This is a genomic window from Streptomyces sp. NPDC101160 (assembly GCF_044768205.1).
Classification (GTDB): Bacteria; Actinomycetota; Actinomycetes; order Streptomycetales; family Streptomycetaceae; genus Streptomyces.
Map to the genome: position 1 here is coordinate 333,691 of NZ_JBIWPJ010000002.1, position 23,452 is coordinate 357,142.

Here is a 23,452-nt window from a genome sequence, read left to right on the forward strand (position 1 = left end):
GGGGCGGCCGGGGGGGCGCCCGCCGCCCCGGCCCCCGGCCCGCGCGGGGGGGGGGGGGGGGGGCGGGGGGGGGGGGGGGGGGGCCCCCCGCCCCCCCCCCCCCCCGCCGCCGGCCGGCCGGCGGGGTCAGCCCGCCGCGTACGCCGTCACCGGGTAGTGGTCGGACAGGTTGGTGTACGTGTAGTCCGTGCCCCAGCTGGAGACCGTCCAGGGCGCGGTCGTCTCCGGCACCACGTTGTTCGTCCAGCCCGCCGGGCGCGGGTGGCCGGCCCGGTACAGGACGTAGTCGAGGTCCTCGCGCGGGTCGGTCGGGTAGCGGTAGCTGGCGATCGAGTTCGTCTGCGTGTCGAAGGAGTACGGGTGGCCGGTGCGGGCGTCCGCGCCGACCAGGTCCGCGTCGGCGAGCATCGTGCCGTACTCGGAGGACCGCGAGTCCACGTTCATGTCACCCGCGACGATGACCTCCTCGTTCGCCGGGATGTTCTTGGCGTCGAGGAAGGCGTCGATCGTCTTGAACTGCCGGCTGCGCATCTGCGCCGCCTCGCCCGCCGAGCAGCCCGGGTCGGTGGACTGGGCGTGCGTGCCGACGACGTGCACCTTGGTGCCGTTGACGTCGAGGACGGCGTAGACGAAGCCCTTGTTCGAGTACCAGTCGGCGCCGCAGGCGTCCTTGTAGATGTACTGCTCCTTGCGGACGACCGGCCACTTGCTCAGCAGCGTCACGCCGCCGTCCTCCGGCGTCATCGACGAGTACGAGCCGCCCGTGGCGTCCCAGCCCGACTTGGACCGGCCGACGACCGGGGTCTGGTACGGGTACTCGGCGGCCGCCTTCGACTTCAGGGCGTCGGACGCGGTGTTGTCGAACGCCTCCTGGAGCACGACCACGTCGTTGCCGTGGAAGAAGGACGTCGTGGGGATCGTCGCGGCCCGGTAGCCCTGTCCCCAGTTCGGGTACAGGTTCGTCGACATCAGGAAGGTGTTGTAGGTGAGCACCTTCAGGCTCGGGGTCGCGGCGGCCGAGGCCGCCGAGGCCGCCGGGGCGTTCGCGACGAGCGCGGCGGCGGCGAGCGTGACGGAGAGGACCGCACCGGAGGTACGGCGAAGCGCGGCGATCGGCACTGATAACTCCCGTTGGATGGTGGGGGGTTGACCCGGCGCCGCACATCAAATCAGCCGTGGTTACCTTCCGGTAGCCGTTGGATGCCGCGAATCTTGCGCGGTTCGCACAAACGCGCCAACTCTTTGGCCACTGTCTGAATTGTGATGTTTGCGATTAGGTAAGATGCGCGCATGACCCTCGCGCAGAACTCGCAGATCTTCCCCACGGACCTGGGCCCCCTGAACCCGGTCTGGGCCGAGCTCATCCTCGGCGCCGTCCTCTTCGGCCTGACCTTCCTGATCCTGGCCAAGGGGGTTCTCCCGAAGATCAGCCGCACGCTCGCCCAGCGTGAGGACGCCATCGAGGGCGGCACCGAGCGCGCCGACGACCTGCGCGCCGAGGCCGTCGCCATCCGCGAGCAGTACGAGGCCGAGCTCGCCGAGGCGCGTCACGACGCCGCCCGCATCCGCTCGCAGGCCACCGAGGAGGGCTCGGCGGCCATCGCCGCCTCCCGCGCCGAGGGCATCGCCGAGCGCGACCGCATCCTGGCCGCCGGCCACGAGCAGATCGCCGTCGAGCGCGAGACCGCCGAGCGCGAGCTCTCCGCCGACGTCGACGCCTGGGCCCGCTCCCTGGCCGGCCGCATCGTCGGCGAGCCGGTCGGCGCCGAGCGCGCCTGACGCATCCCGCGCATCCGTACGGGGCCGCGCCCCGGGCAGTCCAGCCCGGGCGCGGCCCCGCGTCATGTCCGGGGGCAGGGGGATCGGTCCGCCGGACCCGCCGGACGGGCCGGATCCGCTTGCCCGCCGGGCACAGCCCGGGCAGCCTGAGAGACACGCACACAAGGGGGAGACCGCGTGAGGGAGAACGACCGCATGTCCGCCCGGCAGTACCCACAGCCGGGCCCGACCGGCCCGGTGACGGAGGAGCCGACTGCCGACGCGAGGCCGACTGCCGCGCGGGCCGGCGCCGCGTCGACCACCGACGCCCCCGCGCCGGCCACCCGGCCTGCGTCGCCCCGTCGCCCCGAGCCCGTGCCGCCGCCCGTCGGTGGTGTGCTCTGGACCGTGGCCGGGGACGTCCGGGCGCTGCTCATGCTCCCCGCCGCGCTCACCATGCAGGTCGCCCACCCCGCCATCGGCGCCGGCGTCGACGACCACTCCGTCTTCCGGACCGACCCCTGGGGCCGAGGCGAGCGTTCCCTGCGCTCGCTCCAGCTGTGGATCTACGGCGGGGAGCGGGCCGCCGAGGAGGGGCGCAGGCTGCGCTCGCTCCACAAGGAGATCCAGGGCAGCGACGCCCACGGGCGTCGCTACCACGCGCTGAACCCCGCCTACTACGCGTGGGTCCATGCCACCGGCTACCCCGTCTACCGCCACGGCCTGCGCTATCTCGCCCGCCCCCTCACCGAGGCGCAGGAGCGGCAGCTGTACGCCGAGTGGCTCCGGGTCGGCCGGGTGCTCGGCATCCGCGACCGGGACATGCCGCAGACGATCGAGGAGTTCTGGCCGTACTACCGCCGGGTCCTCGACGAGGAGCTGGAGGCCACCGTCGTCGTCCGCGACCTCCTCGCCACCGACGCCCCGGTGCCCGCGCCCGACCGCGGCCCCCTTCCCGTACGCCTCGCCCTGCGGCTCCTCTGGCCGCTGCTGCGCGGGCCCTTCCTGCGCGCCCGCGCCTTCCTGACGGTCGGCCTCATGCCGCCGGACGCCCGCGCCGCCATCGGCCTGGACTGGACCCCGGCCCAGGAACGCCGGCTGCGCCGCCTCGGCCTGGTCGTACGGGCCGTGGTCCCCGTCCTTCCCGAGCGCCTGCGCTACCTCCCCCTGGCCCGCGAGGCCCGTGGCCGCGCCCGCGCGCAGGCCCGCGCGAAGGCACGCCGAGGCTAGGTCGATCGGACCTGGTCCCTGCCAGGCGCGGCCGCCGGCGCCGCCGAGATCCGGGGCCAGGCCTAGTACGGCTCCCGGCGCCGTCACCACGGTCCGGGCCCAGCCTCGGCCCGCCGCGCCGGCCGGCGCCGTCGCCACCGTCCGAGCGCACTCGGGGCCGCAGACGCCCCGGGCGCCGTCGCCATCGTCCGGGCCTACTCCCCGCCCGCCGTGGCCCCCAGTGCCTCCAGGTAGTCGTCGAGCAGCTCCACCTGGCGCTCCGCCGGGAAGGCCGTCGGGTCGAGGAGGGACTGGACGACCAGGCCCAGGACGAAGGACTGGGCGCCGGTCGCCAGGCGTGACGGGTCGCCCGGGGGCAGTTCGCCGTTGTCCTGCGCTGTGGCGATCAGTTCGGCGAGCCGGGCGCGGCTGCGCCCGTACTTCCCCGCGTAGTCGGCTCTCAGGGCCGGGTCGGCGAGGGCCGTGTCCCAGGAGGAGACCCAGATCCGGTTGCTCGCCGTGGCCTCGTCGGTGAGCGGCAGGATGTCGAGCAGCGCTGCCCGTACGGCGGCGAGGCCGGGCTCGCCCGAGTGCCGCCGGGGACGCGTCGTCGTGCGCTCGTCGAGCAGGTCCAGGGCGTACGCGACCAGATCGCGCTTCGCCGGGAAGTAGTGGGTCAGCAGACCGGTGGTGGCGCCCAGCTCGGTGGCGACGGCGCGCAGCGTCAGGCCGCCGAAGCCGTGCGCGGCCAGGACGCGCCAGACCGCTTCCGAGACGTCACGGCGCCGGGCCTCGTGGTCGCCCTTGGTACGTGGCATGCTGCTACGGTAATAGTCATAACGCTTGTTGTGTGAATGGGGTCCCTGATGTTCTCCCTCCCGCTGCGGGACAACGCCGTCCTCCGGCCGCTCGAAAGCTGGCACGCCGAGGAGTTCGCCGCCCATCTGGACCGGGCGCGCGACCACATCCGGCCATGGGTCGGCCCGGCCTTCGTCACCACCGACGTCGCCGGCGCCCGGGCCACCCTGGTCCGCTACGGCGAGCGGCAGGCCGCCGACGGCGGACGCCTCTACGGCATCTGGCTCGACGGCACGCTGGTCGGCGGCGTGATGTTCACGGTCTTCGACGCCGACTGGGGCACCTGCGAGGTCGGCTGCTGGCTCGAACCGGCCGGCGAGGGACACGGCCTGGTCACCGCGGCCTCCACCGCCCTGCTCGACTGGGCCCTCGTCGAGCGCGGCCTGCACCGCGCCGAATGGCACTGCCGGGCCGACAACGACCGCAGCGTCGCCGTCGCCCGGCGGCTCGGGATGAGCCTCGAAGGCACGCGGCGCGAGGCATGGCCGTACGACGGCGCCCGGTACGACAAGCAGATCTGGGGCATCCTCGCCTCCGAGTGGCGGGCCCACCGCACCTGAGGTCCCGCACGGCGCGCGGACAAGGCAGACAAGACGGAGCCGCCGTCCCGCCTGGCCAGGGGGACGACGGCTCCGCCGCTCTATGGGTGCGCCCGTCAGCGCTCGTGGATCGTGTTCGTCTCCGCGATCTTCTTCCAGGACTTCGGCTGCACCGGCTTCGCCGCGGTCAGACCCTTCGCGGCGGTCAGACCCTTCGCCGCCGCCAGGCCCGCCTTCGTGGCCGCCGGCGCCGCCGGCTTCACCGGCTGGTACAGCCAGGTGTTGAAGAGCCCCGCGAGCGGCTTGCCGGACACCTTCTCCGCGTACTGCACGAAGTCGGAGACGTGCGCGTTGCCGTACGCGTGCTCCTGCGGCCAGCCCTTGAGGATCGCGAAGAACGTCTCGTCGCCGACCTCGTTCCGCAGCGCCTGGAGCGTCAGCGCGCCCCGGTCGTACACGGCGATGTCGAACTGGTTGTCCGCGCCCGGGTCACCCGGCTTGACCGTCCAGAACGGGTCGTCCGCCGCCCGCGTCCCGTACACGTAGTCCGCGAGCTCCTGCGCCGTGCCCTCGCCCTCCTTCTCCGACCACAGCCACTGGCTGTAGCGGGCGAAGCCCTCGTTGATCCAGATGTCCTTCCAGTCGCCGACCGACACGCTGTCGCCGTACCACTGGTGCGCCAGCTCGTGCACGACCACGGAGACGTTCGCGCCGTTCGCGAACTGCCGCGGACTGTAGTACGGCCGGGTCTGCGTCTCCAGCGCGAAGCCGGTCGTCACGTTCGGCACGTAGCCGCCGATCGCGCTGAACGGGTACGGGCCGTAGAGCGACTCCAGCCACTCGGCGACCTCGGCGGTCCGCTCGACCGAGGCGCGCGCCGCGCCCGCGTTGTCGCCGAGCTCCGTGCTGTACGCGTTGAGGACCGGCAGACCGCCGGCCGTCTTGTCCGTCGTGATGTCGAACTTGCCGACGGCGAGCGTGGCGAGATACGTCGCCTGCGGCTTGTTGGAACGCCAGTTGAAGCGGGTCCAGCCGAGCTTCGAGGACTGCGACTGCAGCACGCCGTTGCTGATCGCCTGCGTGCCGTCCGGCACCAGCACGGAGACGTCGAAGGTCGCCTTGTCGAGCGGGTGGTCGTTCGACGGGAACCACCAGACCGCCGAGTCCGGCTCGTCCGCCGCCACACCGCCGTCGGGCGTGCGGTGCCAGGCCGACCAGCCGCCGATCTTCAGCTCGGACGGCTTGCCCGCGTAACGGACCACGACCGATATCGACTTGTTCTTCTCCAACGGGACCGCCGGGGTGACCTCCAGTTCGTGGTCGCCGGACGTGGCGAACTTCGCGACGCGGCCGTTCACGCGGACCTCGCTGACCCGCAGGCCCAGGTCGAGGTTGAAGCGGGACAGGTTCTGCTTGGTGGTGGCGAGGATCGTCGCCGTACCCTCCAACAGGTCTGTCGTCGGCTGGTACTTGAGACGCAGGTCGTAGTGGGACACGTCGTAGCCGCCGTTGCCGCTGGCGGGGTAGTACGAGTCGCCGATGCCCGGAGCGCCCGCCTCGAACGTGGCCGCCGACGCCGGGATCGCCAGCAGGAAGGAGGCCGCGAGAGCGCTCGGAACGATGATTCTGCGGTGCACAGGTGCTCCTCAGGTCGTGAAGTCGCAGGAAACGTAAGACGCGTGGTTGGCCGTCGGTCCTCGGCGACACTATTCAGCCCCGCGACGGGCCGTCACGTCCAGAGCACCTCCTGTCACATGATCGCCATTCGGCCGACACGCACCGCCCGTAGCGGGTGGCGCCGCAGGCACTCTTTTGCACCGCAGCCGCCCGGGGTACCTTCCGCCCCATGCCGATACGTGCGCGGAGAACCCGCTCGGTCCGTCTGTCGTGCAGATCCCTGGCCGTCGCCGCCACGACGGCGCTCGCCGCCGTCCTCCTCGCACCCGTCGGGGCCCAAGCCGCCCCGCATGTACGGGAGTCGAGCCCCGTCTACTCGTACGCCGACGCCGTCCGCGAATCCGTCTGGGTCGACACCGGGCTCGACGGCGACGCCGACGGCCGCACCGACCGGGTCGCCGTCGACATCGCCCGGCCCCGCGAACCCGTGGCCGCCGGCCGCCGTGTCCCCGTCATCATGGACGCCAGCCCGTACTACGCCTGCTGCGGGCGCGGCAACGAGAGCCAGAAGAAGACCTACGACGCCGACGGCAGGCCCCTCCAACTCCCGCTGTTCTACGACAACTTCTTCGTACCGCGCGGCTACGCCTTCGTCGCCGTCGACCTCGCCGGCACCAGCCGCTCCGACGGCTGCGACGACGTCGGCGGACCCTCCGACGTCGGCTCCGCCAAGGCCGTCGTCGACTGGCTGAACGGCCGCGCCCACGGCTACACCACCCGCACCGGCACCGAGCGCGCCCGCGCCACCGACTGGTCCACCGGCGCCGTCGGCATGATCGGCAAGAGCTGGGACGGCACCATCGCCAACGGCGTCGCCGCCACCGGCGTCGAAGGACTGCGCACCATCGTCCCGATCGGCGCGATCTCCTCCTGGTACGACTACTTCCACTCCCAGGGCGCACCGCTCTACGACGCCAACCCGACCTGGCTCTCCGACTACGTCGCCGGCCGCGACGCCAGGGCCCGGTGCGGCGCCGTGCAGAGCCGGATCGCCGCCGCCACCCCGTACAGCGGCGACTGGACCCCGGCCTGGACCGAGCGGAACTACGTGCCGGACGCGGGCAGGGTGAAGGCCAGCGTCTTCGTCGTGCACGGACAGCAGGACCTCAACGTCCGCGCCAACCAGTTCGGCCAGTGGTGGGACGCCCTCGCCGCGCACGGCGTCGAGCGCAAGATCTGGCTCTCCCAGACCGGCCACGTCGACCCCTTCGACTACCGCCGCGCCGACTGGGTCCGCACCCTGCACCGCTGGTTCGACCACTACCTGCTCGGCTACGACAACGGCATCGACCGCGAACCGGCGGCCGACATCGAGCGCGCCCCCGACCGCTGGGCAACCGACCGCAGCTGGCCGCCGCACGGCACCGCCACCACCGTGCTCCGCCCCGCGCCGGGCACGGCGCCCGGGGTCGGCACCCTCGGCCGCACGCCCGCACCGCGCGGCGCCACCGAGACCTTCACCGACGACCCGGCCCAGAGCGAGCTCCAGTGGGCCGCCGACATCGACCGGACCACGGCCGCCAAGGCCGGATTCGCCACCGCGCCGCTCGCCCGCGAACTGCGTGTCGCCGGCTCCTCGACGGTGACCGTCACCGCCACCCCGACGACCACGACCGCACACCTCAGCGCCGTCCTCGTCGACCTCGGCCCCGCCACCATCCGCGCTTACGCCGAACCCGGCGAAGGCATCACCACCCTTGCGGGGCGCAGCTGCTGGGGCGCGAGCACCGACGGCGACAGCGCCTGCTACAAGGACACCGAGGCACGTACGGCGGACGTCGGGTACACGGTCGTCAGCCGCGGCTGGGCCGACCTCGGCACCTGGGCGGACCCGCGCGTGGGCCGGCCGCTGACCCCGGGGCGCCCGTACGCGATCACGATCCGCCTCGCGCCGACCGACCACGTCGTCCCGGCCGGCCACCGGCTCGCCCTGATCGTCGCCGGCACCGACAAGGACCTCCTCGACCCTCCGTCGACCACGCCGACTCTCACCCTCGACCTGGCCCGCACGACGGCGCGCGTACCGCTGCTCGGCGGAGCCCGCGCCTTCGACCGGGCGGTCTCGCCCCCGGCGGGCGCCTTCGACCGGGCGGTGACGGCCCCGGCCGGCGCCTTCGGCCCGGCGGTGACGTCCTCGGCCGGCTCCCCGGCACGTGACCTCACGGCCGGCCCGTCCGTTCAGCACCGTGCCGCCCCGACCGGCGTCGCCGCGCCCCCGCGCACCGGCGCCCCGATCCCCGGTGAGGACCGATGACCCGCACCGCCCGTCACCGCCGCCGCGCGCTCACCGTCGCGGCCGGCGTCGCCGCCCTGGGGCTGCCGCTCCTCGCCGCCCCCACCGAGGCCGCGGGCAGCGCGCCCGGCCCGACGCCGCCGCGCACCGGCTTCGAGACCAGCGACGGCGTACGCTGGACCGGCGAGGCCGAGGAGACCGCCTTCCTCGCCGCCGTCGACCGCGACAGCGCGGCCCTGTCCGTCCGCACCGTCGGCACGACCGCACAGGGCCGCCCGCTGCGGCTCGCCACCATCGGCACCGGCGCCACCACCGTGCTCCTCATCTGCTCCCAGCACGGCGACGAGCCGGCCGGCCGCGAAGCCTGCCTGAGCACCCTGCGCGACCTCGCCTACGCCCAGGACGGCACGACCCGGCGCTTCCTCGCCCGCACCACCCTCCTCGTCGTGCCCACCGCCAACCCCGACGGCCGGGCGGCCGACACCCGGGGCAACGCCGCCGGCACCGACATCAACCGCGACCACCTCGCCCTGCGCACCGCCGAGACGCGCACCCTCGCCGCCGTCATCCGCGACCGGCGCCCCGAGCTGATCTACGACCTCCACGAGTACGGGGCCACCCCGCCCTACTACGACAAGGACCTGCTCGCCCTCTGGCCGCGCAACCTCAACACCGACCCGCGCGTCCACGACGAGGCACGCACCCTGTCCGAGGCGTACGTACGGCCCGCCGCCGGACGCGCCGGATACAGCAGCGGCATCTACGGCATCTGGACCGACCCGCTCACCGGTGAGCCGATCAAGCAGGTCGCGGGCGACGGCCAGGAGCGCATCCTGCGCAACACCGCGGGCGTCAAGAACGCCGTCGGCCTGCTTGTCGAGACCCGCGAGAACGCCCTCGACCCGGCCGAGCAGAACGACCCGGCGCGCAACCACCGCCGCCGGGTCGCCACCCAACGGGCCGCCCTCAAGGGCGCGTTCGGCTACCTGGACGAGCGGCGCGGACCGCTCATGGCCGCCACGGCCGCGGCCCGCCTCGCCGGCCTCGCCGACCGCGGCCCGGTCCTCCTCGGCGGCGCCGACAACGACCCGGCCGAACCCGCCGAGATCCTCCAGGACCCGCCCTGCGGCTACCGCCTGACGGAGGCTCAGTACGAGGACGTGCGGGACGAGTTGGCGCTGCACGGCATCCTCGTACGGACGGACGGCGACGGGGTGCTCGTACCGCTGCGGCAGTCGCTGCGCGCGCTCGTACCGCTGCTGCTCGACCCGCGGGCGAGTTACGGGCTCACCGGCGGAGAGCCTGTGGAGAGGTGTTGATGAACTGGTGACCGAGGGCGCGGCGCGGCGGTTCCCATGATCGTTCCGAGTATTGTTACCGACCGGTATTGACCATACCTGAACGGGCAACGGGCCGTGACGGCCCGGAACTTGGAGTGACACATGACGAACGCGACGCCGCTGCGCCGCACCCTGTCGGCTCTCGCCGCCACGACGCTGCTGGCCGGGGGCCTGCTGCTCGGGCAGACCGTGACCGCACCGACGGCCCAGGCCGCCGGCGCCACGGTCACCTGCAACGTCCCGAAGATGCGCCAGGAGTCCCACGAGCTGCGCGTCAAGGCCGCCAAGCTGAAGCAGCTCGGCTCCCGCGAGGAGGCCCGCCGCGTCAACGCCCAGGCGGACGCGCTGGACCGCCGCATCAAGGCGTGCGTCGACGCGGACGACCACGCCCAGAAGCCCTTCCCGGGCTGAGGCCCCTTCTTGAGCGCCCCGCCCGGCATCGTCCGGGCGGGGCGCTCGCCTTTTCCCTGTGTGGGCAGGGCGGGGGCGCCGCGCCTGCGGGGCGGGTGCCCACCGCGACGTGGTGCCCCGGCATCGGGTCGCCGGACCACGGAGGCCGTCACCTAGAATCCATCCCCTGATGACTGCCACCCTCGTCGCCAAGAACCTCGCCGCCGGCCACGGCGAGCGCTCCCTCTTCTCCGGGCTCGACCTCGTCGTCGCCCCCGGGGACGTCATCGGCCTCGTCGGCGTCAACGGCGCCGGCAAGTCCACGCTCCTGCGCCTGCTCGCCGGCCTCGACACCCCTGAGGACGGCGAACTGCGCCTGTCCCCGCCCACCGCCACCGTCGGCCACCTCCCGCAGGAGCCCGAGCGGCGCGAGGGCGAGACCGTGCGGCAGTTCCTGGCCCGCCGCACCGGCGTCGCCGCCGCCCAGGCCGCCATGGACGAGGCCACCCAGGGCCTCGTCGACGGCACGCCCGGCGCCGACGACGCCTATGCCGTCAGCCTGGAGCGCTGGCTCGACCTCGGCGGCGCCGACCTCGACGAGCGCGCCGAGGAGACCGCCGGCACGCTCGGCCTCACCGTCGGCCTCGACCAGCCGATGACCTCGCTCTCCGGCGGCCAGGCCGCCCGCGCCGGCCTCGCCTCCCTCCTCCTCTCCCGCTACGACGTCTTCCTCCTCGACGAGCCCACCAACGACCTCGACCTCGACGGGCTCGAACGACTCGAGGCCTTCGTCGCCGGCCTGCGCGCCGGCACCGTCGTCATCAGCCACGACCGCGAGTTCCTCACCCGGACCGTCACCAAGGTCCTCGAACTCGACCTCGCCCAGCAGCAGATCACGCTCTACGGCGGCGGCTACGAGGCGTACCTGGAGGAGCGGGACACCGCCCGCCGGCACGCCCGCGAGGAGTACGAGGAGTACGCCGACAAGAAGTCGTCCCTCGAATCGCGCGCCCTCATGCAGCGCAACTGGATGGACAAGGGCGTCCGCAACGCGCGCCGCAAGGCCACCGACAACGACAAGATCGGCCGCAAGCTGCGCGGCGAGGCCAGCGAGAAGCAGGCCGCCAAGGCCCGCCAGACCCAGCGCATGATCGAACGCCTCGACGTCGTCGACGAGCCCCGCAAGGAGTGGGAGCTGCGCATGGAGATCGCCGCCGCGCCCCGCTCCGGCGCCGTCGTCGCCACCCTGCGCGAGGCCGAGGTCCGCCGCGGCGACTTCTCCTTCGGGCCGGTCACCCTCCAGGTCGACTGGGCCGACCGCGTCGCGATCACCGGCGCCAACGGGGCCGGCAAGTCCACCCTCCTCGCCGCCCTTCTCGGCCGCCTCGCGCTCGACGGCGGCGACGCCGCGCTCGGTCCCGGCGTCGTCGTCGGCGAGGTCGACCAGGCCCGCAAGCTCTTCCACGGCACCGAGACGCTCCTCGAAGCGTTCTGCGCCGCCGTGCCCGACACCGAGCCGGCCGACGTCCGCACCCTGCTCGCCAAGTTCGGCCTCAAGGCCGACCACGTGCTGCGCCCCGCCACCACCCTCTCGCCCGGCGAACGCACCCGCGCCGCGCTCGCCCTGCTCCAGGGCCGCGGGGTGAACCTCCTCGTCCTCGACGAGCCCACCAACCACCTCGACCTGCCCGCCATCGAACAGCTGGAGTCGGCGCTCGACTCGTACACCGGCACGCTGCTCCTGGTCACCCACGACCGGCGGATGCTCGACGCCGTCCGCGTCACCCGGCGGATCGAGGTCGCCGACGGCAAGGTGACCGAGCTCTGATGACCGCCGCACCCGGTGCCGGCGTCTCGTTCGGGTGGGGGCCGGTCGACGCCCGGCGCCTGGGCGCCCGCGCCGAGTGCGTGGTCGTCGTGGACGTCCTCTCGTTCACCACCGCCGTCGGCGTCGCCGTCGAGGCCGGCACCGCCGTCCACCCGTACGCCTGGGCGGACGAGACCGCCGGCGCGTACGCGCGCGAGCACGACGCCGTCCTCGCCGTCGGCCGCCGCGCCGCCACCGCCCACCACCCCTGGTCGCTCTCCCCGGCCGCCCTGCGCGCCGCGCCCGCGCCCGCCCGGCTCGTCCTGCCCTCCCCGAACGGCTCCACCATCGCCGCCGAGGCCGGACGCTCCGGCGCGACCGTCGTCGCCGCCTCGCTGCGCAACGCCACCGCCGTCGCCCGCCGGCTCGCCGACCGCCCGGAGGCCCGCATCGCTGTCGTCGCCGCCGGCGAGCGATGGCCCGACGGCTCCCTGCGGCCCGCCCTGGAGGACCTCCTCGGCGCCGGCGCCGTCCTCGCCGCGCTCCACGCCCTTCTTCCGGGCGCCACCCTGACGCCCGAGGCGACCGCGGCGGCCACGCTGTGGACCGCCACCAAGGACCCGGCCGCCGCCTTGCACGGCTGCGACTCGGGCCGTGAACTGTACGAGTACGGCTATCCGCAGGACGTGGAGGTGGCCGCCGAGACCGACTCGTCCGCCACCGTCCCCGTCCTCGTGGACGGCGCATTCCAGGAGGCACCATGACCGACGACGCCCGCGTGACCCGGCTGATCGCGATGCTCGACGACCTCGACGCCGACGTCGACGAGACCATCGACCTCGCCGACGAGATCGCGGCGACGGAGGACCGGACCCTCCTCCCGCGCCTCGCCGCCGAACTCGACCGCGCGGTCGCCGACCGCAACTCCTACGCCCGCGAACTCCTCGGCGGCGTCATCGCCGCCCTCGGCGGTACGGAACAGCTCCCGGTCCTCGTGCGCGCCTCCGCCGTCGACCTCGGCGACGACCAGGACGGCCTCGCCACGGAGATCGTCGACCTGGTCCAGGCCGACCCGAAGACGGCGCAGCGGCTGCTCCAGCCGCTGACGGAGGACGACGACCTGTCGGTGGCGAACCGCGCGGACTGGGCGCTGCGGTTCGTGCCGTAGGCACCCTTGACCGTTGTTCTGGGCCCGCCGCCCCGACCGGGGCGGCGGGCCCGCTGCTGCGCGGGCGCGCGGCCGGTGCCTGCCGTGCTTTGCGTGTGGCGCCGGGCGGTGCCTGCCGTGCTTTGCGTGTGGCGCCGGGCGGTGCCTGCCGCGCTTCGCGCGTGCCGCCCGGTGGTGCCTGTCGCCCTTCTCCGGCCGACTGCTGGCTGCTGCGGGATGCTGCGGGCTGCGTCCGAGCCCGTGGGGCCGCCGGGGTTCGGCGATTCCGCGCGGGTGAGGGTGTCCGGACTGCGGCTCACCGCGCTTCGCGAGAGTTCTGCCGCAGTCCGGACACCCCGCCCCCGCTCCGCCCCGAACCCCTCTCGCCGGGTCGGGCCTCGGCGCTCTCCCGCGGGGCCCCGGGAGGGGCAGGTCCCGCCCCCTCCCGTGGCCGTCCGGCGCGTCAGCGCCTCCCGCGGCGGCCCTGGTCGCGGGAGCCGCGCTCGTTCAGCAGACCCGCCTTGCGCAGGGCGTCGGCCATCGCGCTGTTGGCCGGGGCGGGGGCCGGGGACTGGGCGCGGTCGCGGTTGCCGCCACCGGCGCCCGCACCGCTCCGGCCGCCGCCACCTCCACCGCGCCGCTGCTGCGGCGGGCGGCCGCCCCGCTCGCGCTTCGGGGCGCCCGGCTTGGCTGTGGCGGTGGCCTCGTCGTCGAGGCGGAGCGTCAGGGAGATGCGCTTGCGCGGGATGTCGACGTCCAGGACCTTCACCTTGACGACGTCGCCCGGCTTCACGACGTCGCGCGGGTCCTTGACGAAGTTCTTGGACATGGCGGAGACGTGCACCAGGCCGTCCTGGTGGACGCCGATGTCGACGAAGGCGCCGAACGCGGCGACGTTGGTGACGACGCCCTCCAGGACCATGCCGGAGGACAGGTCGGAGATCTTCTCCACGCCCTCCATGAAGGTGGCCGTCTTGAAGGCGGGGCGGGGGTCGCGGCCCGGCTTCTCCAGTTCCCTGAGGATGTCGCCGACGGTCGGCAGGCCGAACTTGTCGTCGACGTAGTCGTCCGGGCGCAGCGAGCGCAGCACGGCCGTGTTGCCGATGAGCGCGCCGACCTCGCCGCCCGCCGTCTTCACCATGCGGCGCACGACCGGGTACGCCTCCGGGTGCACGGCCGATGCGTCCAGCGGGTCGTCGCCGCCGCGGATGCGGAGGAAGCCGGCGCACTGCTCGTACGCCTTGGGGCCGAGGCGCGGCACGTCCTTGAGCGACTTCCGGGACCGGAAGGGACCGTTGGCGTCGCGGTGGGCCACGATGTTCTCGGCGAGGCCGGCGCCGATGCCGGAGACGCGCGAAAGGAGCGGCGCGGAGGCGGTGTTGACGTCGACGCCGACGCCGTTCACGCAGTCCTCGACGACCGCGTCGAGGGAGCGGGAGAGCTTCACCTCGGACAGGTCGTGCTGGTACTGACCCACGCCGATCGACTTCGGGTCGATCTTCACCAGCTCGGCCAGCGGGTCCTGGAGGCGCCGGGCGATGGACACGGCGCCGCGCAACGACACGTCCAGGTCCGGGAGTTCCTGCGAGGCGAAGGCGGAGGCCGAGTAGACGGAGGCGCCGGCCTCCGAGACCATCACCTTGGTCAGCTTCAACTCGGGGTGCTTGGCGATGAGTTCACCGGCGAGCTTGTCGGTCTCGCGGGACGCCGTGCCGTTGCCGATGGCGACCAGCTCGACCGCGTGCTCCTTGGCGAGCCGGGCCAGTTTGGCGAGCGACTCGTCCCACTTGTTGGCGGGCACGTGCGGGTAGATCGTGTCGGTGGCGACGACCTTGCCGGTCGCGTCGACGACGGCCACCTTCACGCCCGTACGGAAACCGGGGTCGAGCCCGAGCGTGGCGCGCGTGCCGGCGGGCGCCGCGAGCAGCAGGTCGCGCAGGTTCGCCGCGAAGACCCGTACCGCCTCGTCCTCGGCCGCCGTGCGCAGCCGCAGCCGCAGGTCGATGCCGAGGTGGACGAGGATCCGGGTGCGCCAGGCCCAGCGGACGGTGTCCAGGAGCCACTTGTCGCCGGGGCGGCCGCGGTCGGCCACGCCGAAGCGGGCGGCGACGATCGGCTCGTACGAGGAGACGGGGGAGTCCGTCGGCTCCTCGGGCTCCAGGTCCAGGGTGAGGACGTCCTCCTTCTCGCCGCGCAGCATCGCGAGGATGCGGTGCGAGGGCAGCGCGGTGAACGGCTCCGTGAAGTCGAAATAGTCGGCGAACTTCGCACCCGCCTCCTCCTTGCCCTCCCGCACCTTCGCGGCCAGCCGGCCCCGGGCCCACATCCGCTCGCGCAGCTCGCCGATCAGGTCGGCGTCCTCCGAGAACTTCTCCGTGAGGATGGCCCGCGCGCCCTCGAGCGCTGCCGCCGCGTCCGCGACGCCCTTGTCGGCGTCCACGAACGCGGCCGCGGCGGCCTGCGGCTCCACCGACGGGTCGGCGAGCAGCCCCTCGGCCAGCGGCTCCAGACCGGCCTCGCGGGCGATCTGCGCCTTCGTCCGCCGCTTGGGCTTGAACGGCAGGTAGATGTCCTCAAGGCGCGCCTTGGTGTCGGCGGCCAGGATCTGCGCCTCCAACTCGGGCGTCAGCTTGCCCTGTTCCCGTACGGAGTCGAGGACAGCGGTCCGCCGGTCCTCCAGCTCGCGCAGATACCGCAGCCGCTCCTCCAGGGTGCGCAGCTGCGCGTCGTCGAGCATCTCGGTCGCTTCCTTGCGGTAGCGCGCGATGAACGGCACGGTCGAACCGCCGTCCAGCAGTTCGACGGCCGCCTTCACCTGTCGCTCGCGTACGCCGAGCTCCTCGGCGATCCTTGCCTCGATGGACGTCGTCACGATGTCCCGACCCGCCTTCTCGTGCCTCAAGCTTGCGGATGCATTCTGCCGGGTCGGTCACCCGTACGCGGCAACCGACCCGCCCTGCGTCCCGGCTACGCCTTGCCGCTGAGGTCGGCGGGGAACGCGCCGGCGCCGACCGCCGCCATCAGGAAGCCCTTGGCGAGCTCGGTGAGCCGGGCCGTGCCGTCCGCTCCCAGGTGCTCGTACGGGGCGGAGTCCAGGCGGTCCGTCTCGTCCTCCAGGTGCTCGCGCAGCGCCACGCCCGCCTCGGTGAGCCCGCCGTCGGCGTCGAGCAGCCCGCGCCCGCGCAGCCGCTCCACCGCCGCGTCCCAGTCGGCGCGCCCCCAGCCGCGGGTGCCGAGGACCCAGCGCGGGTTCATGCCCTTGCCGGTGGCGGTGTGGCTCGCCAGCGCCTCCACCGGGTCGAGCCCGGCGCCGAGCAGGGCCACCAGGTGGCCGTCGCCGCGGTGCTCGCGCAGCAGGGTGGTGGCGTGCCACAGGCGCAGGTGCGGTGCGTCCTCGTCCGGCACCGGCAGGTCGGCGTTTCCGGCGTACAGCGGGCGGGCGTGCCGGGTGCATGCCTCGGCCGCGCGCAGGGCGAGCGTGGCGGCCTCCGCCATCTCGGCCGAGGCGATCGCCTCGGCGCCGAGCAGCCGGCGGTAGGTGGCGTCGACGGTCCGCAGCCGGGCGTCGAGCACGGCGGCGGGGGAGGCGGTCTCCCAGACGGCGGGCAGGTGCCGGGCGAGCAGCTCGTGGTTGTAGTTGTAGAAGGTGGCCGCCACCGTGCCGGCGCCGACCGCGCCGAGCGGCGCGCTGCGCGCGGCCAGGCGCATGGCGCTCCGGTCCTCGATGCCGAGCTTCTCGAACTCGGTGTCCAGGTCGGGCGAGAAGAACAGGGTCGCGTGCAGCAGGTTGACCGGGTGGGCGCAGCGGCGGACGGCGTGCGGCGGCAGATTCGTCATGGTGCCGCACCTTACCTACCGGCCGGTACGTGGGGAACGGCCGGGGCGGCGGCCGTCCCGGGAGGGGCAGAGAACACGGCGCGGACGTGGCAGAAAAGGTGGGGTCTTCGTCATTGCGGACACCCCGGCGCCCGCCAAGGATGGACCCATGACGCAGCGACCCGTCCGGTCCGTCCTCGTCGTCCTCTTCGAGGGCGTGCAGAGCCTCGACGTCACCGGCCCCGTGGAGGTCTTCGTCGGCGGCGCCCGCGCCGCCGGCCGGCCCGACGCGTACGAGATCCGCACGGCCTCCCTGGACGGCGGCCCCGTCCGCACCCACAGCGGCCTGCGGATCCTGCCGGACACCTCGCTCGCCGACGCCGTCGCAGGTGGAGCGCCGCACACCCTGCTCGTACCCGGCGGCGAGGGCACCCGGACCCCGGATCCGGCGCTCGTCGACTGGCTGCGGACGTACGCGCCGAGCGTGGAGCGGCTCGTCTCGGTCTGCACGGGCGCGCTGCTGCTCGCCGAGGCCGGGCAGCTCGACGGGCACCGGGTCACCACGCACTGGGTCGCCTGCGAGCAGCTGGCCCGCGACCACCCCGCGGTCACCGTCGATCCGGAACCCATCTTCGTCCGCGACGGCCGGCTCGCCACCTCCGCCGGGGTCACCGCCGGCATCGACCTCGCGCTCGCCCTCGTCGAGGAGGACCTGGGCCGCGACGCCGCCCTCACCGTCGCCCGCCACCTCGTGGTGTTCCTGCGCCGCCCCGGCAACCAGGCCCAGTTCAGCACCCAGCTGGCCGCCCAGACCGCCCGCTGCGAACCGCTCCGGGACGTCCAGCACTGGATCGCCGAGCACCCCGAGGACGACCTGTCCGTACCCGCCCTCGCCGCCCGCGCCCGGCTCTCCCCGCGTCACTTCGCCCGCGCCTTCCACGCCGAGACCGGCACGACGCCGGGCCGCTACGTCGACCGCGTCCGCCTGGAACACGCCCGGAGGCTCCTGGAGGAGTCCCCGCAGGGCGTCCAGGAGGTCGCCCGCGCCGCCGGATACGGCACGGCGGAGGCGATGCGCCGCGCCTTCGTGAAGGCGCTGGGCACCGCGCCGGCGGACTACCGCCGCCGCTTCCACACTCCCTGAACCGATCAACCGACGTCCCACGACGAAAGGACCGGCATGCAGATCGCCGTTCTCCTCTACGACGGCTTCACCACCCTCGACGCCGTCGGCCCCTACGAGCTCCTCGCCCGTCTCCCCGGCGCCGAGACCGTCTTCGTCGCCAAGGAGGCCCGCCCCGTCCGGGGCGACCAGGGCAGTCTGGCCCTCCTCGCCGACAAGGCCCTCAGGGACGTGCCGCGCCCCGACATCGTGCTGGTGCCGGGCGGTCCCGACGCCCGGACGGCCAAGGACGACCCGGAGATCCGGGACTGGCTCCGCGTCGCCGACGCGACCAGCACCTGGACCACGTCCGTGTGCACCGGCTCGCTGCTGCTCGGCGCCGCCGGGCTGCTCACCGGCCGGCGGGCCACCACCCACTGGCTCGCCTACGAGGAGCTGCGGGCGCTGGGCGCCGAACCCACCGGCGAACGGGTCGTGTTCGACGGCAAGTACGTGACGGCCGCCGGAGTGTCCTCCGGCATCGACATGGCGCTGCACCTGCTGGGCCGGATCGCGGGTGACGCGACCGCGCAGACCATCCAGCTGCTCACCGAGTACGACCCGCAGCCCCCGTACGACGCGGGCTCGCCGGAGAAGGCCCCGGCCGAGATCGTCGCCCAGTGGCGCGGCAGGACCACCGGGCAGCTCCCCCAGCGGTCGTAGCTCAGCGCCCGTACGTGAACCGGGGCGGGCGGCGTTCCAGGAAGGCGGCGACGCCCTCGGCGGTGTCGCCGCTGCCGTGGGCCTGCTGTGTCCAGTGGGCGTCCCGGTCGGTGCGCCCGTTCGCGAACTCCTTCGCGGCGGCCTGGGTGAGCAGCGAGCGGGAGACGAGGACGCGGGTGAACTCGGCGACGCGCTTGTCGAGGTCGCCCGCCGGGAGCACCTCGTCGACGAGGCCGGTGCGCAGCGCCCGCTCGGCGTCGATCAACTCGCCGCTGAACAGCAGGTACTTGGCGGCCGCGGGGCCGACCAGGGCGGCGAGGCGCCGGGTGGAGGAGGACGGGTAGACGATGCCGAGCTTCGCCGGGGTCACCCCGAAGCGGGTGCCCTCTTCGGCGAAGCGCAGGTCGCACGCGGCGGCGAGCTGGCTGCCGCCGCCGACGCAGTAGCCGCGGACGGCCGCGAGGGTCGGCTTCGGGAAGGCGGCGAGCGCCTCCTCGGCCCGTACCGCGAGCGACTGCTGCTCGTCGCCCGGCTCGCGCAGCGTGGAGATGTCGGCCCCCGCGCAGAAGGTCTCGCCAGCGCCGGTCAGCACCAGCGCCCGCACCGCCGGGTCGGCGGCGAGCGGGGCGAGCAGCTCGGGCAGGGACCGCCACATGCCGGCGGTCATGGCGTTGCGCTTGGCGGGGTTGGCGATGACGACGGTGGCGACCTCGTCGACGACGCTGACGGTCAGCTGCGGCTCCATGCGCCGGATGCTATCCGGGCACCCGTTCCGCACGATCAAGAAGGGGGGAGGTCGGAGGCCGTCGTACCGTCAGTATGGTCACACCGACGCCACACCCTCCGAAATCGTCAGCGGGGGATCAGGAACAGTCGAACATCTGACGTTGGCATACTCACCCGATCAGAAGTCGGTCGATACGTGTCGACTTCTGGTCAGTAGCCGGAGGGGGCCCGGCGGATTCCCAAGACTCGACCCGTGGCGACAATCGAGCACGAGGGTGGGAGCCGGATGATGGGAAGCCGCGGGAGCGTCCCCGCCCGGCCACCGTCCTACGAAGGGGTCTGGCGCTTCACCGCTCCCGCGGTCGACGTGTCCGTGCCGCAGGCCCGGCACGCCGTGCGCGACCTTCTCATCAGGCAGGCCGTCCCCGTCCACGACGACACCGTGCAGGGACTGCTTCTCATCGTCTCCGAACTGGTCACCAACGCGGTGAAGCACGCCGCGCTGCTCTCCCCGGAGATAGCGGTCGAGGTGGCCATCGGGGCGGAGTGGATCCGGGTGTCCGTCGAGGACAACCACCCCTACCGCCCCAAGGCCCTGGAGGCCGACTGGGGCCAGACCGGGGGCCGGGGCCTGCTCCTGGTGCGCGAGATCGCCCGGGAGTCCGGCGGCGCCTGCGACGTCGAGCACACCACGAGCGGCGGAAAGATCATCTGGGCGGCGCTGCCGCTGAACCCGTTCGTTCCGGGGCAGCCGCCGACCGGACCGGTGACCCCGGCCGCCGGGGTCACCGAAGTCACCGAGGTCACCAGCCCCCGGACTGGCCCGTCAGTTCCTTGATCGCCGGGCGCGCCGCGTCGAGCACCGTCATGAACCAGGCGGAGAACGGCGCGGCGGCGTGGCGCTCGGCGAGCTCGGCCGCGGTCACGAAGGCGGTCTCCTCGACCTCCTCCGGGTCCGGGAGCGGGGCGCCCTGCACCACGCCGACGAAGAGGTGGTTGAACTCCTGCTCCACCAGGCCCGAGGCCGGGTCCGGGTGGTTGTAGCGGACCGTGCCGGCCTCCGCGAGCAGTGACGGCGAGACGCCCAGCTCCTCGAAGGTGCGCCGGGCCGCCGCCGCGAACGGCGCCTCGCCCGGATAGGGGTGGCCGCAGCAGGTGTTGGACCAGACGCCGGGGGAGTGGTACTTGCCGAGCGCCCGGCGCTGCAGCAGCAGTCGGCCGGCCTCGTCGAAGAGGAAGACCGAGAAGGCCCGGTGCAGCTGCCCCGGCGCCTGGTGCGCGGCGAGCTTCTCCGCCGTGCCGATCGTGACGCCGTCCTCGTCGACCAGTTCGAGCATGATCGGCGCCTCGGCCGGCTCCGGCCGGACGCCGTTCGACGAGGTGTGAGCCACGGTGGCTGGTGTGGTCGGCATACCCATCCTTCGCTTCGGTCCTCTCCCTCTCGGGCAACCTCAGTCTGCCGTACAAAACCGGCTTGTCCGTACTTCGGCGGCCGGACATGGCCGGTCCCACCATCCGGAGTACACCCGGCGCGACGGGACCGGCCGACAGGTCAGACCCCGAAAGCCGCCGGATACGAGATCGTGCCCCCGCCGACGGCGCCGGAACCGCCCAGGTCGAGCGCCATCATCGCTTCGTCCGGAACGGCGAAGGCTGGCTTGATCCCGTACGCGGACGCCCGTACGAATCCGAACCGCGGGTAGTACTCCGGATGGCCGAGCACCAGGACGAGCCGCTCCCCGCGCAGCCGCGCCGCGTCGAGCACCGCCCGTACGACGGCCTGCCCGGCGCCCGAACGCTGGTGCGCCGGAGCCACCGCGACCGGTCCCAGCGCCGCCGCCGGGACACCGTCGACCCGGCACCGGGTGATCAGGGCGTACGCGGCGACCGTGCCGTCCGGGGCCTCCGCCACGTACGACAGACCCGGCAGCCAGGCGTCCCCGTCGGCGCGCAGGGCGTCGACGAGACCCGCCTCCTCCGCCGTCGGAAAGGCGGCCGCGTTGATCTCCCGTACGGCCGGGATGTCGGCGGCCGTCTCCTCGCGGGTGCGCCAGCGCGGGTCGGCGGGCCGCAGGACGAAGCCCGCGTAGCCGTAGTCGGCGCCGTGCGCCCGGCGCAGCGCGATCTCGGCGCGCGCGCCCGCCACGGCCTCGGCCATGCCCGGGACGCCGGTGTCCGCCGACTCGGCACGGGCGGCCAGGGGCCCGTAGTACTCGTCCCAGTCGCTCTCCGGCTGCGCGACCGTGCCGAGCACGTGATAGCCGGCCGCGACGGCGGCCGCCGCGTTCCCGGTGACCGTACGGAGCCGGTAGTGCTCCTCCCAGAAGGCGCGGGCCTCCGGGCCGGGCGCGTCGGTGGTCCACACACACTCGGTGAGCACGAGCGTGCCTCCCGGCGCGAGCAGTCGGCGCCACTCGGCGAGCGCCCGGTCGAAGCCGAGGACGAAGACCGAGCTCTCGGCCCAGACGAGGTCGAAGGAGCCGTCGGCCAGCGTCTCGAGCGCGCCCATGTCGGCGCGGAGGGTACGGACCCGGCCGGCGAGCCCGCGGGCGGCGGCCGCCGCCCGCAGCTCGGCCAGGAACGGCTCGTGCGTGTCGACGGCCGTCACATCGGCGCCCGCCTCGGCGGCGAGCAGCAGTGCGGAGCGGCCGGGGCCGCAGCCGAGGTCGAGCACGCGCGGCCGCGCCGGCAGCGGCCCGCAGAGGGAGAGCAGCCGGCGGGTGGTGGTGTCGGAGCCGGGGCCCTGCCGCGGAAGGCCGTGGTGCAGGGCGAAGAAGGCGTCGTGGAGTGCCTGGGTGGAGATGTTTTCGGAGATGTCGTTGTCGGACAACGTGGGAAACCCTTGTGTGAGAGGGTCCCGGCCGACGTCATGACGTACCGGTGAGAACCGGGATCAGATCAGCCGGAGACCCGGAAGCTGAGGGACGACCGGGCGCCGCCGCTGCGGGCGGCGTTCATCGCGACGGTCATCAACCTCAGCTCCTCTCCACACTCACGTCTGTCCCGACGAGGCTAGCAGCCCGTCGTCGCTCAGAGGCAGAGTTTCGCCTCGTGCTCGGCATGCCCCACCGGCTCCAGCTGGAAGGTGCAGTGCTCCACGTCGAAGTGCGAGCCCAGGCAGCCCTGGAGGTCGTGCAGCATCTTCTCGTGGCCCACCGAGTCCAGCGCGTCCTGCGTGACGACCACGTGCGCGGAGAGCACCGGCATGCCCGAGGTGATCGTCCAGGCGTGCAGGTCGTGCACGTCCTCGACGCCCGGCAGGGCCAGGATGTGCGCCCGGACCTCCGCCATGTCCACGCCCTTGGGGGCGGCCTCCAGGAGCACGTCGAGGGTCTCCCGCAGCAGCCTGATCGTGCGCGGCACGATCATCAGGCCGATCAGGATCGAGGCGATCGGGTCCGCGTACTGCCAGCCGGTGAGCAGGATGATGCCGGCGGCGACGATCACCGTCACCGAGCCCAGCGCGTCGGCGAGCACCTCCAGATAGGCGCCGCGCACGTTCAGGCTCTCCTTCTGGCCGCGCATCAGCAGCGACAGGGAGATGATGTTGGCGACCAGGCCGACCACGGCGAAGGCGATGGTCAGGCCGCCGCGGGTCTCGGCCGGTTCGAGGAAGCGCTGGACCGCCTCGTAGAGGACGTAGCCGCCGACGCCGAGCAGCAGCAGACAGTTGGCGAGCGCGGCCAGGATCTCGGCCCGTGCGTAGCCGAAGGTACGGTTGCCGGCGGGCGGCCGGTTGGCGAAGTGGATGGCGAGCAGCGCCATCGCCAGTCCGACGGCGTCGGTCGCCATGTGCGCCGCGTCCGCGATGAGGGCGAGCGAGTCGGCGACGAGGCCGCCGACGATCTCCACCACCATCACGGAGAGCGTGATGCCGAGTGCGATCCGCAGTCGGTTCCGGTGCGCCAGGGCCGCGGTGCCGGTCGGCGGCGGCCCGCCGTGACTGTGCCCGTGGTCGTGTCCAGCCCCCATGACAAGGCCTCCCGGTCGTGTCGTCTCCAGTGCTGCATCTGTGCCCCGAGTCGCCAAGTGAACTACGGGTGGGGGGTATGTGCAACACGGTACTGAACACCGTTGTCATATGCTCTGACCTGCGGGTTTGCCGACCGGGTCGAGGGGTGGCCGAA

General features: G+C 73.6%; 20 protein-coding genes and 1 pseudogene. 12 read left to right on the forward strand and 9 right to left on the reverse strand.

Translation table 11 applies throughout. The features are described 5' to 3' along the window. Positions 1-126 precede the first annotated feature (126 nt). Positions 127-1,119: a sphingomyelin phosphodiesterase gene (gene sph / locus ACIRSU_RS07120; RefSeq protein ID WP_403789703.1), complete on the reverse strand. Its 993-nt coding sequence runs from the start codon at positions 1,117-1,119 to the stop codon at positions 127-129. 171 nt (positions 1,120-1,290) lie between these two features. Here sph and ACIRSU_RS07125 point away from each other — a divergent pair, with 171 nt between their 5' ends. Beyond that, positions 1,291-1,779 carry a hypothetical protein gene (locus tag ACIRSU_RS07125; RefSeq protein WP_403789704.1) on the forward strand — a complete coding sequence of 163 codons (489 nt, stop codon included), beginning with the start codon at positions 1,291-1,293 and terminating at the stop codon, positions 1,777-1,779. Positions 1,780-2,154: 375 nt separating this feature from the next. Then, entirely contained in the window at positions 2,155-2,988 is an 834-nt protein-coding gene (locus ACIRSU_RS07130) for an oxygenase MpaB family protein (protein WP_403790201.1), read from the forward strand. Between the two features lie 194 nt (positions 2,989-3,182). On the opposite strand, the gene ACIRSU_RS07135 is transcribed toward ACIRSU_RS07130, so the two are convergent. Next, entirely contained in the window at positions 3,183-3,785 is a 603-nt protein-coding gene (locus ACIRSU_RS07135; RefSeq protein ID WP_403789705.1) for a TetR/AcrR family transcriptional regulator, read from the reverse strand. A gap of 48 nt (positions 3,786-3,833) precedes the next feature. Between ACIRSU_RS07135 and ACIRSU_RS07140 the strand changes: the two genes are divergently transcribed. Continuing rightward, on the forward strand, positions 3,834-4,385 hold the full coding sequence (locus tag ACIRSU_RS07140) for a GNAT family N-acetyltransferase (RefSeq protein ID WP_403789706.1): 552 nt from the start codon (positions 3,834-3,836) through the stop codon (positions 4,383-4,385). 95 nt (positions 4,386-4,480) lie between these two features. Here the strand turns inward: ACIRSU_RS07140 and ACIRSU_RS07145 are convergent, their stop codons facing one another. Continuing rightward, positions 4,481-6,001, reverse strand: a complete 1,521-nt coding sequence (locus tag ACIRSU_RS07145; protein WP_403789707.1) for a M1 family metallopeptidase — start codon at positions 5,999-6,001, stop codon at positions 4,481-4,483. Positions 6,002-6,210: 209 nt separating this feature from the next. Between ACIRSU_RS07145 and ACIRSU_RS07150 the strand changes: the two genes are divergently transcribed. The 6 genes from ACIRSU_RS07150 to ACIRSU_RS07175 all read left to right on the forward strand — a co-directional run bounded on the left by ACIRSU_RS07150 (position 6,211) and on the right by ACIRSU_RS07175 (position 12,979). After that, positions 6,211-8,295: a Xaa-Pro dipeptidyl-peptidase gene (locus tag ACIRSU_RS07150; protein WP_403789708.1), complete on the forward strand. Its 2,085-nt coding sequence runs from the start codon at positions 6,211-6,213 to the stop codon at positions 8,293-8,295. Beyond that, entirely contained in the window at positions 8,292-9,593 is a 1,302-nt protein-coding gene (locus tag ACIRSU_RS07155) for a M14 family metallocarboxypeptidase (RefSeq protein ID WP_403789709.1), read from the forward strand. The genes ACIRSU_RS07150 and ACIRSU_RS07155 overlap by 4 nt, the downstream gene beginning before the upstream one ends. Positions 9,594-9,716: 123 nt before the next feature. Beyond that, positions 9,717-10,025: a hypothetical protein gene (locus ACIRSU_RS07160; protein WP_403789710.1), complete on the forward strand. Its 309-nt coding sequence runs from the start codon at positions 9,717-9,719 to the stop codon at positions 10,023-10,025. A 169-nt stretch (positions 10,026-10,194) separates the two neighbouring features. Further along, positions 10,195-11,832: an ABC-F family ATP-binding cassette domain-containing protein gene (locus ACIRSU_RS07165; protein WP_403789711.1), complete on the forward strand. Its 1,638-nt coding sequence runs from the start codon at positions 10,195-10,197 to the stop codon at positions 11,830-11,832. Next, the gene (locus tag ACIRSU_RS07170) at positions 11,832-12,575 is read left to right on the forward strand and encodes a 2-phosphosulfolactate phosphatase (RefSeq protein WP_403789712.1); all 744 of its coding nucleotides are present in this window, start codon (positions 11,832-11,834) and stop codon (positions 12,573-12,575) included. Before ACIRSU_RS07165 ends, ACIRSU_RS07170 begins: the two co-directional genes overlap by 1 nt. Continuing rightward, entirely contained in the window at positions 12,572-12,979 is a 408-nt protein-coding gene (locus tag ACIRSU_RS07175; protein WP_403789713.1) for a hypothetical protein, read from the forward strand. Before ACIRSU_RS07170 ends, ACIRSU_RS07175 begins: the two co-directional genes overlap by 4 nt. Positions 12,980-13,421: 442 nt before the next feature. Here ACIRSU_RS07175 and ACIRSU_RS07180 read toward each other — a convergent pair whose 3' ends face one another. Together ACIRSU_RS07180 and ACIRSU_RS07185 are read right to left on the reverse strand one after the other, a co-directional pair. Beyond that, positions 13,422-15,830, reverse strand: coding sequence for a Tex family protein (locus tag ACIRSU_RS07180; protein ID WP_403789714.1), 2,409 nt, complete (start codon positions 15,828-15,830; stop codon positions 13,422-13,424). 95 nt (positions 15,831-15,925) lie between these two features. After that, the gene (locus ACIRSU_RS07185) at positions 15,926-16,795 is read right to left on the reverse strand and encodes a hypothetical protein (RefSeq protein ID WP_403789715.1); all 870 of its coding nucleotides are present in this window, start codon (positions 16,793-16,795) and stop codon (positions 15,926-15,928) included. Between the two features lie 148 nt (positions 16,796-16,943). On the opposite strand from ACIRSU_RS07185, the gene ACIRSU_RS07190 reads away from it, so the two are divergent. Together ACIRSU_RS07190 and ACIRSU_RS07195 are read left to right on the forward strand one after the other, a co-directional pair. Next, positions 16,944-17,918 (forward strand): GlxA family transcriptional regulator, encoded by a 975-nt coding sequence (locus tag ACIRSU_RS07190; protein WP_403789716.1) that lies wholly within the window; start codon positions 16,944-16,946, stop codon positions 17,916-17,918. A gap of 36 nt (positions 17,919-17,954) precedes the next feature. Then, entirely contained in the window at positions 17,955-18,599 is a 645-nt protein-coding gene (locus ACIRSU_RS07195) for a DJ-1/PfpI family protein (RefSeq protein ID WP_403789717.1), read from the forward strand. Between the two features lies 1 nt (position 18,600). Here ACIRSU_RS07195 and ACIRSU_RS07200 read toward each other — a convergent pair whose 3' ends face one another. After that, positions 18,601-19,344 (reverse strand): enoyl-CoA hydratase/isomerase family protein, encoded by a 744-nt coding sequence (locus tag ACIRSU_RS07200; protein WP_403789718.1) that lies wholly within the window; start codon positions 19,342-19,344, stop codon positions 18,601-18,603. Positions 19,345-19,614: 270 nt separating this feature from the next. Between ACIRSU_RS07200 and ACIRSU_RS07205 the strand changes: the two are divergent. After that, positions 19,615-20,061: pseudogene (locus ACIRSU_RS07205) on the forward strand (ATP-binding protein); the annotation flags it as partial. 67 nt (positions 20,062-20,128) lie between these two features. Here the strand turns inward: ACIRSU_RS07205 and idi are convergent. The 3 genes from idi to ACIRSU_RS07220 form a co-directional block, all read right to left on the reverse strand. Further along, complete coding sequence (gene idi / locus ACIRSU_RS07210; protein ID WP_403789719.1) at positions 20,129-20,737, reverse strand: isopentenyl-diphosphate Delta-isomerase; 609 nt, start codon at positions 20,735-20,737, stop codon at positions 20,129-20,131. Positions 20,738-20,877: 140 nt separating this feature from the next. Then, positions 20,878-22,155: a GNAT family N-acetyltransferase gene (locus ACIRSU_RS07215; protein ID WP_403789720.1), complete on the reverse strand. Its 1,278-nt coding sequence runs from the start codon at positions 22,153-22,155 to the stop codon at positions 20,878-20,880. Positions 22,156-22,355: 200 nt separating this feature from the next. Next, entirely contained in the window at positions 22,356-23,297 is a 942-nt protein-coding gene (locus ACIRSU_RS07220; protein ID WP_403789721.1) for a cation diffusion facilitator family transporter, read from the reverse strand. Between the last annotated feature and the right edge of the window lie 155 nt (positions 23,298-23,452).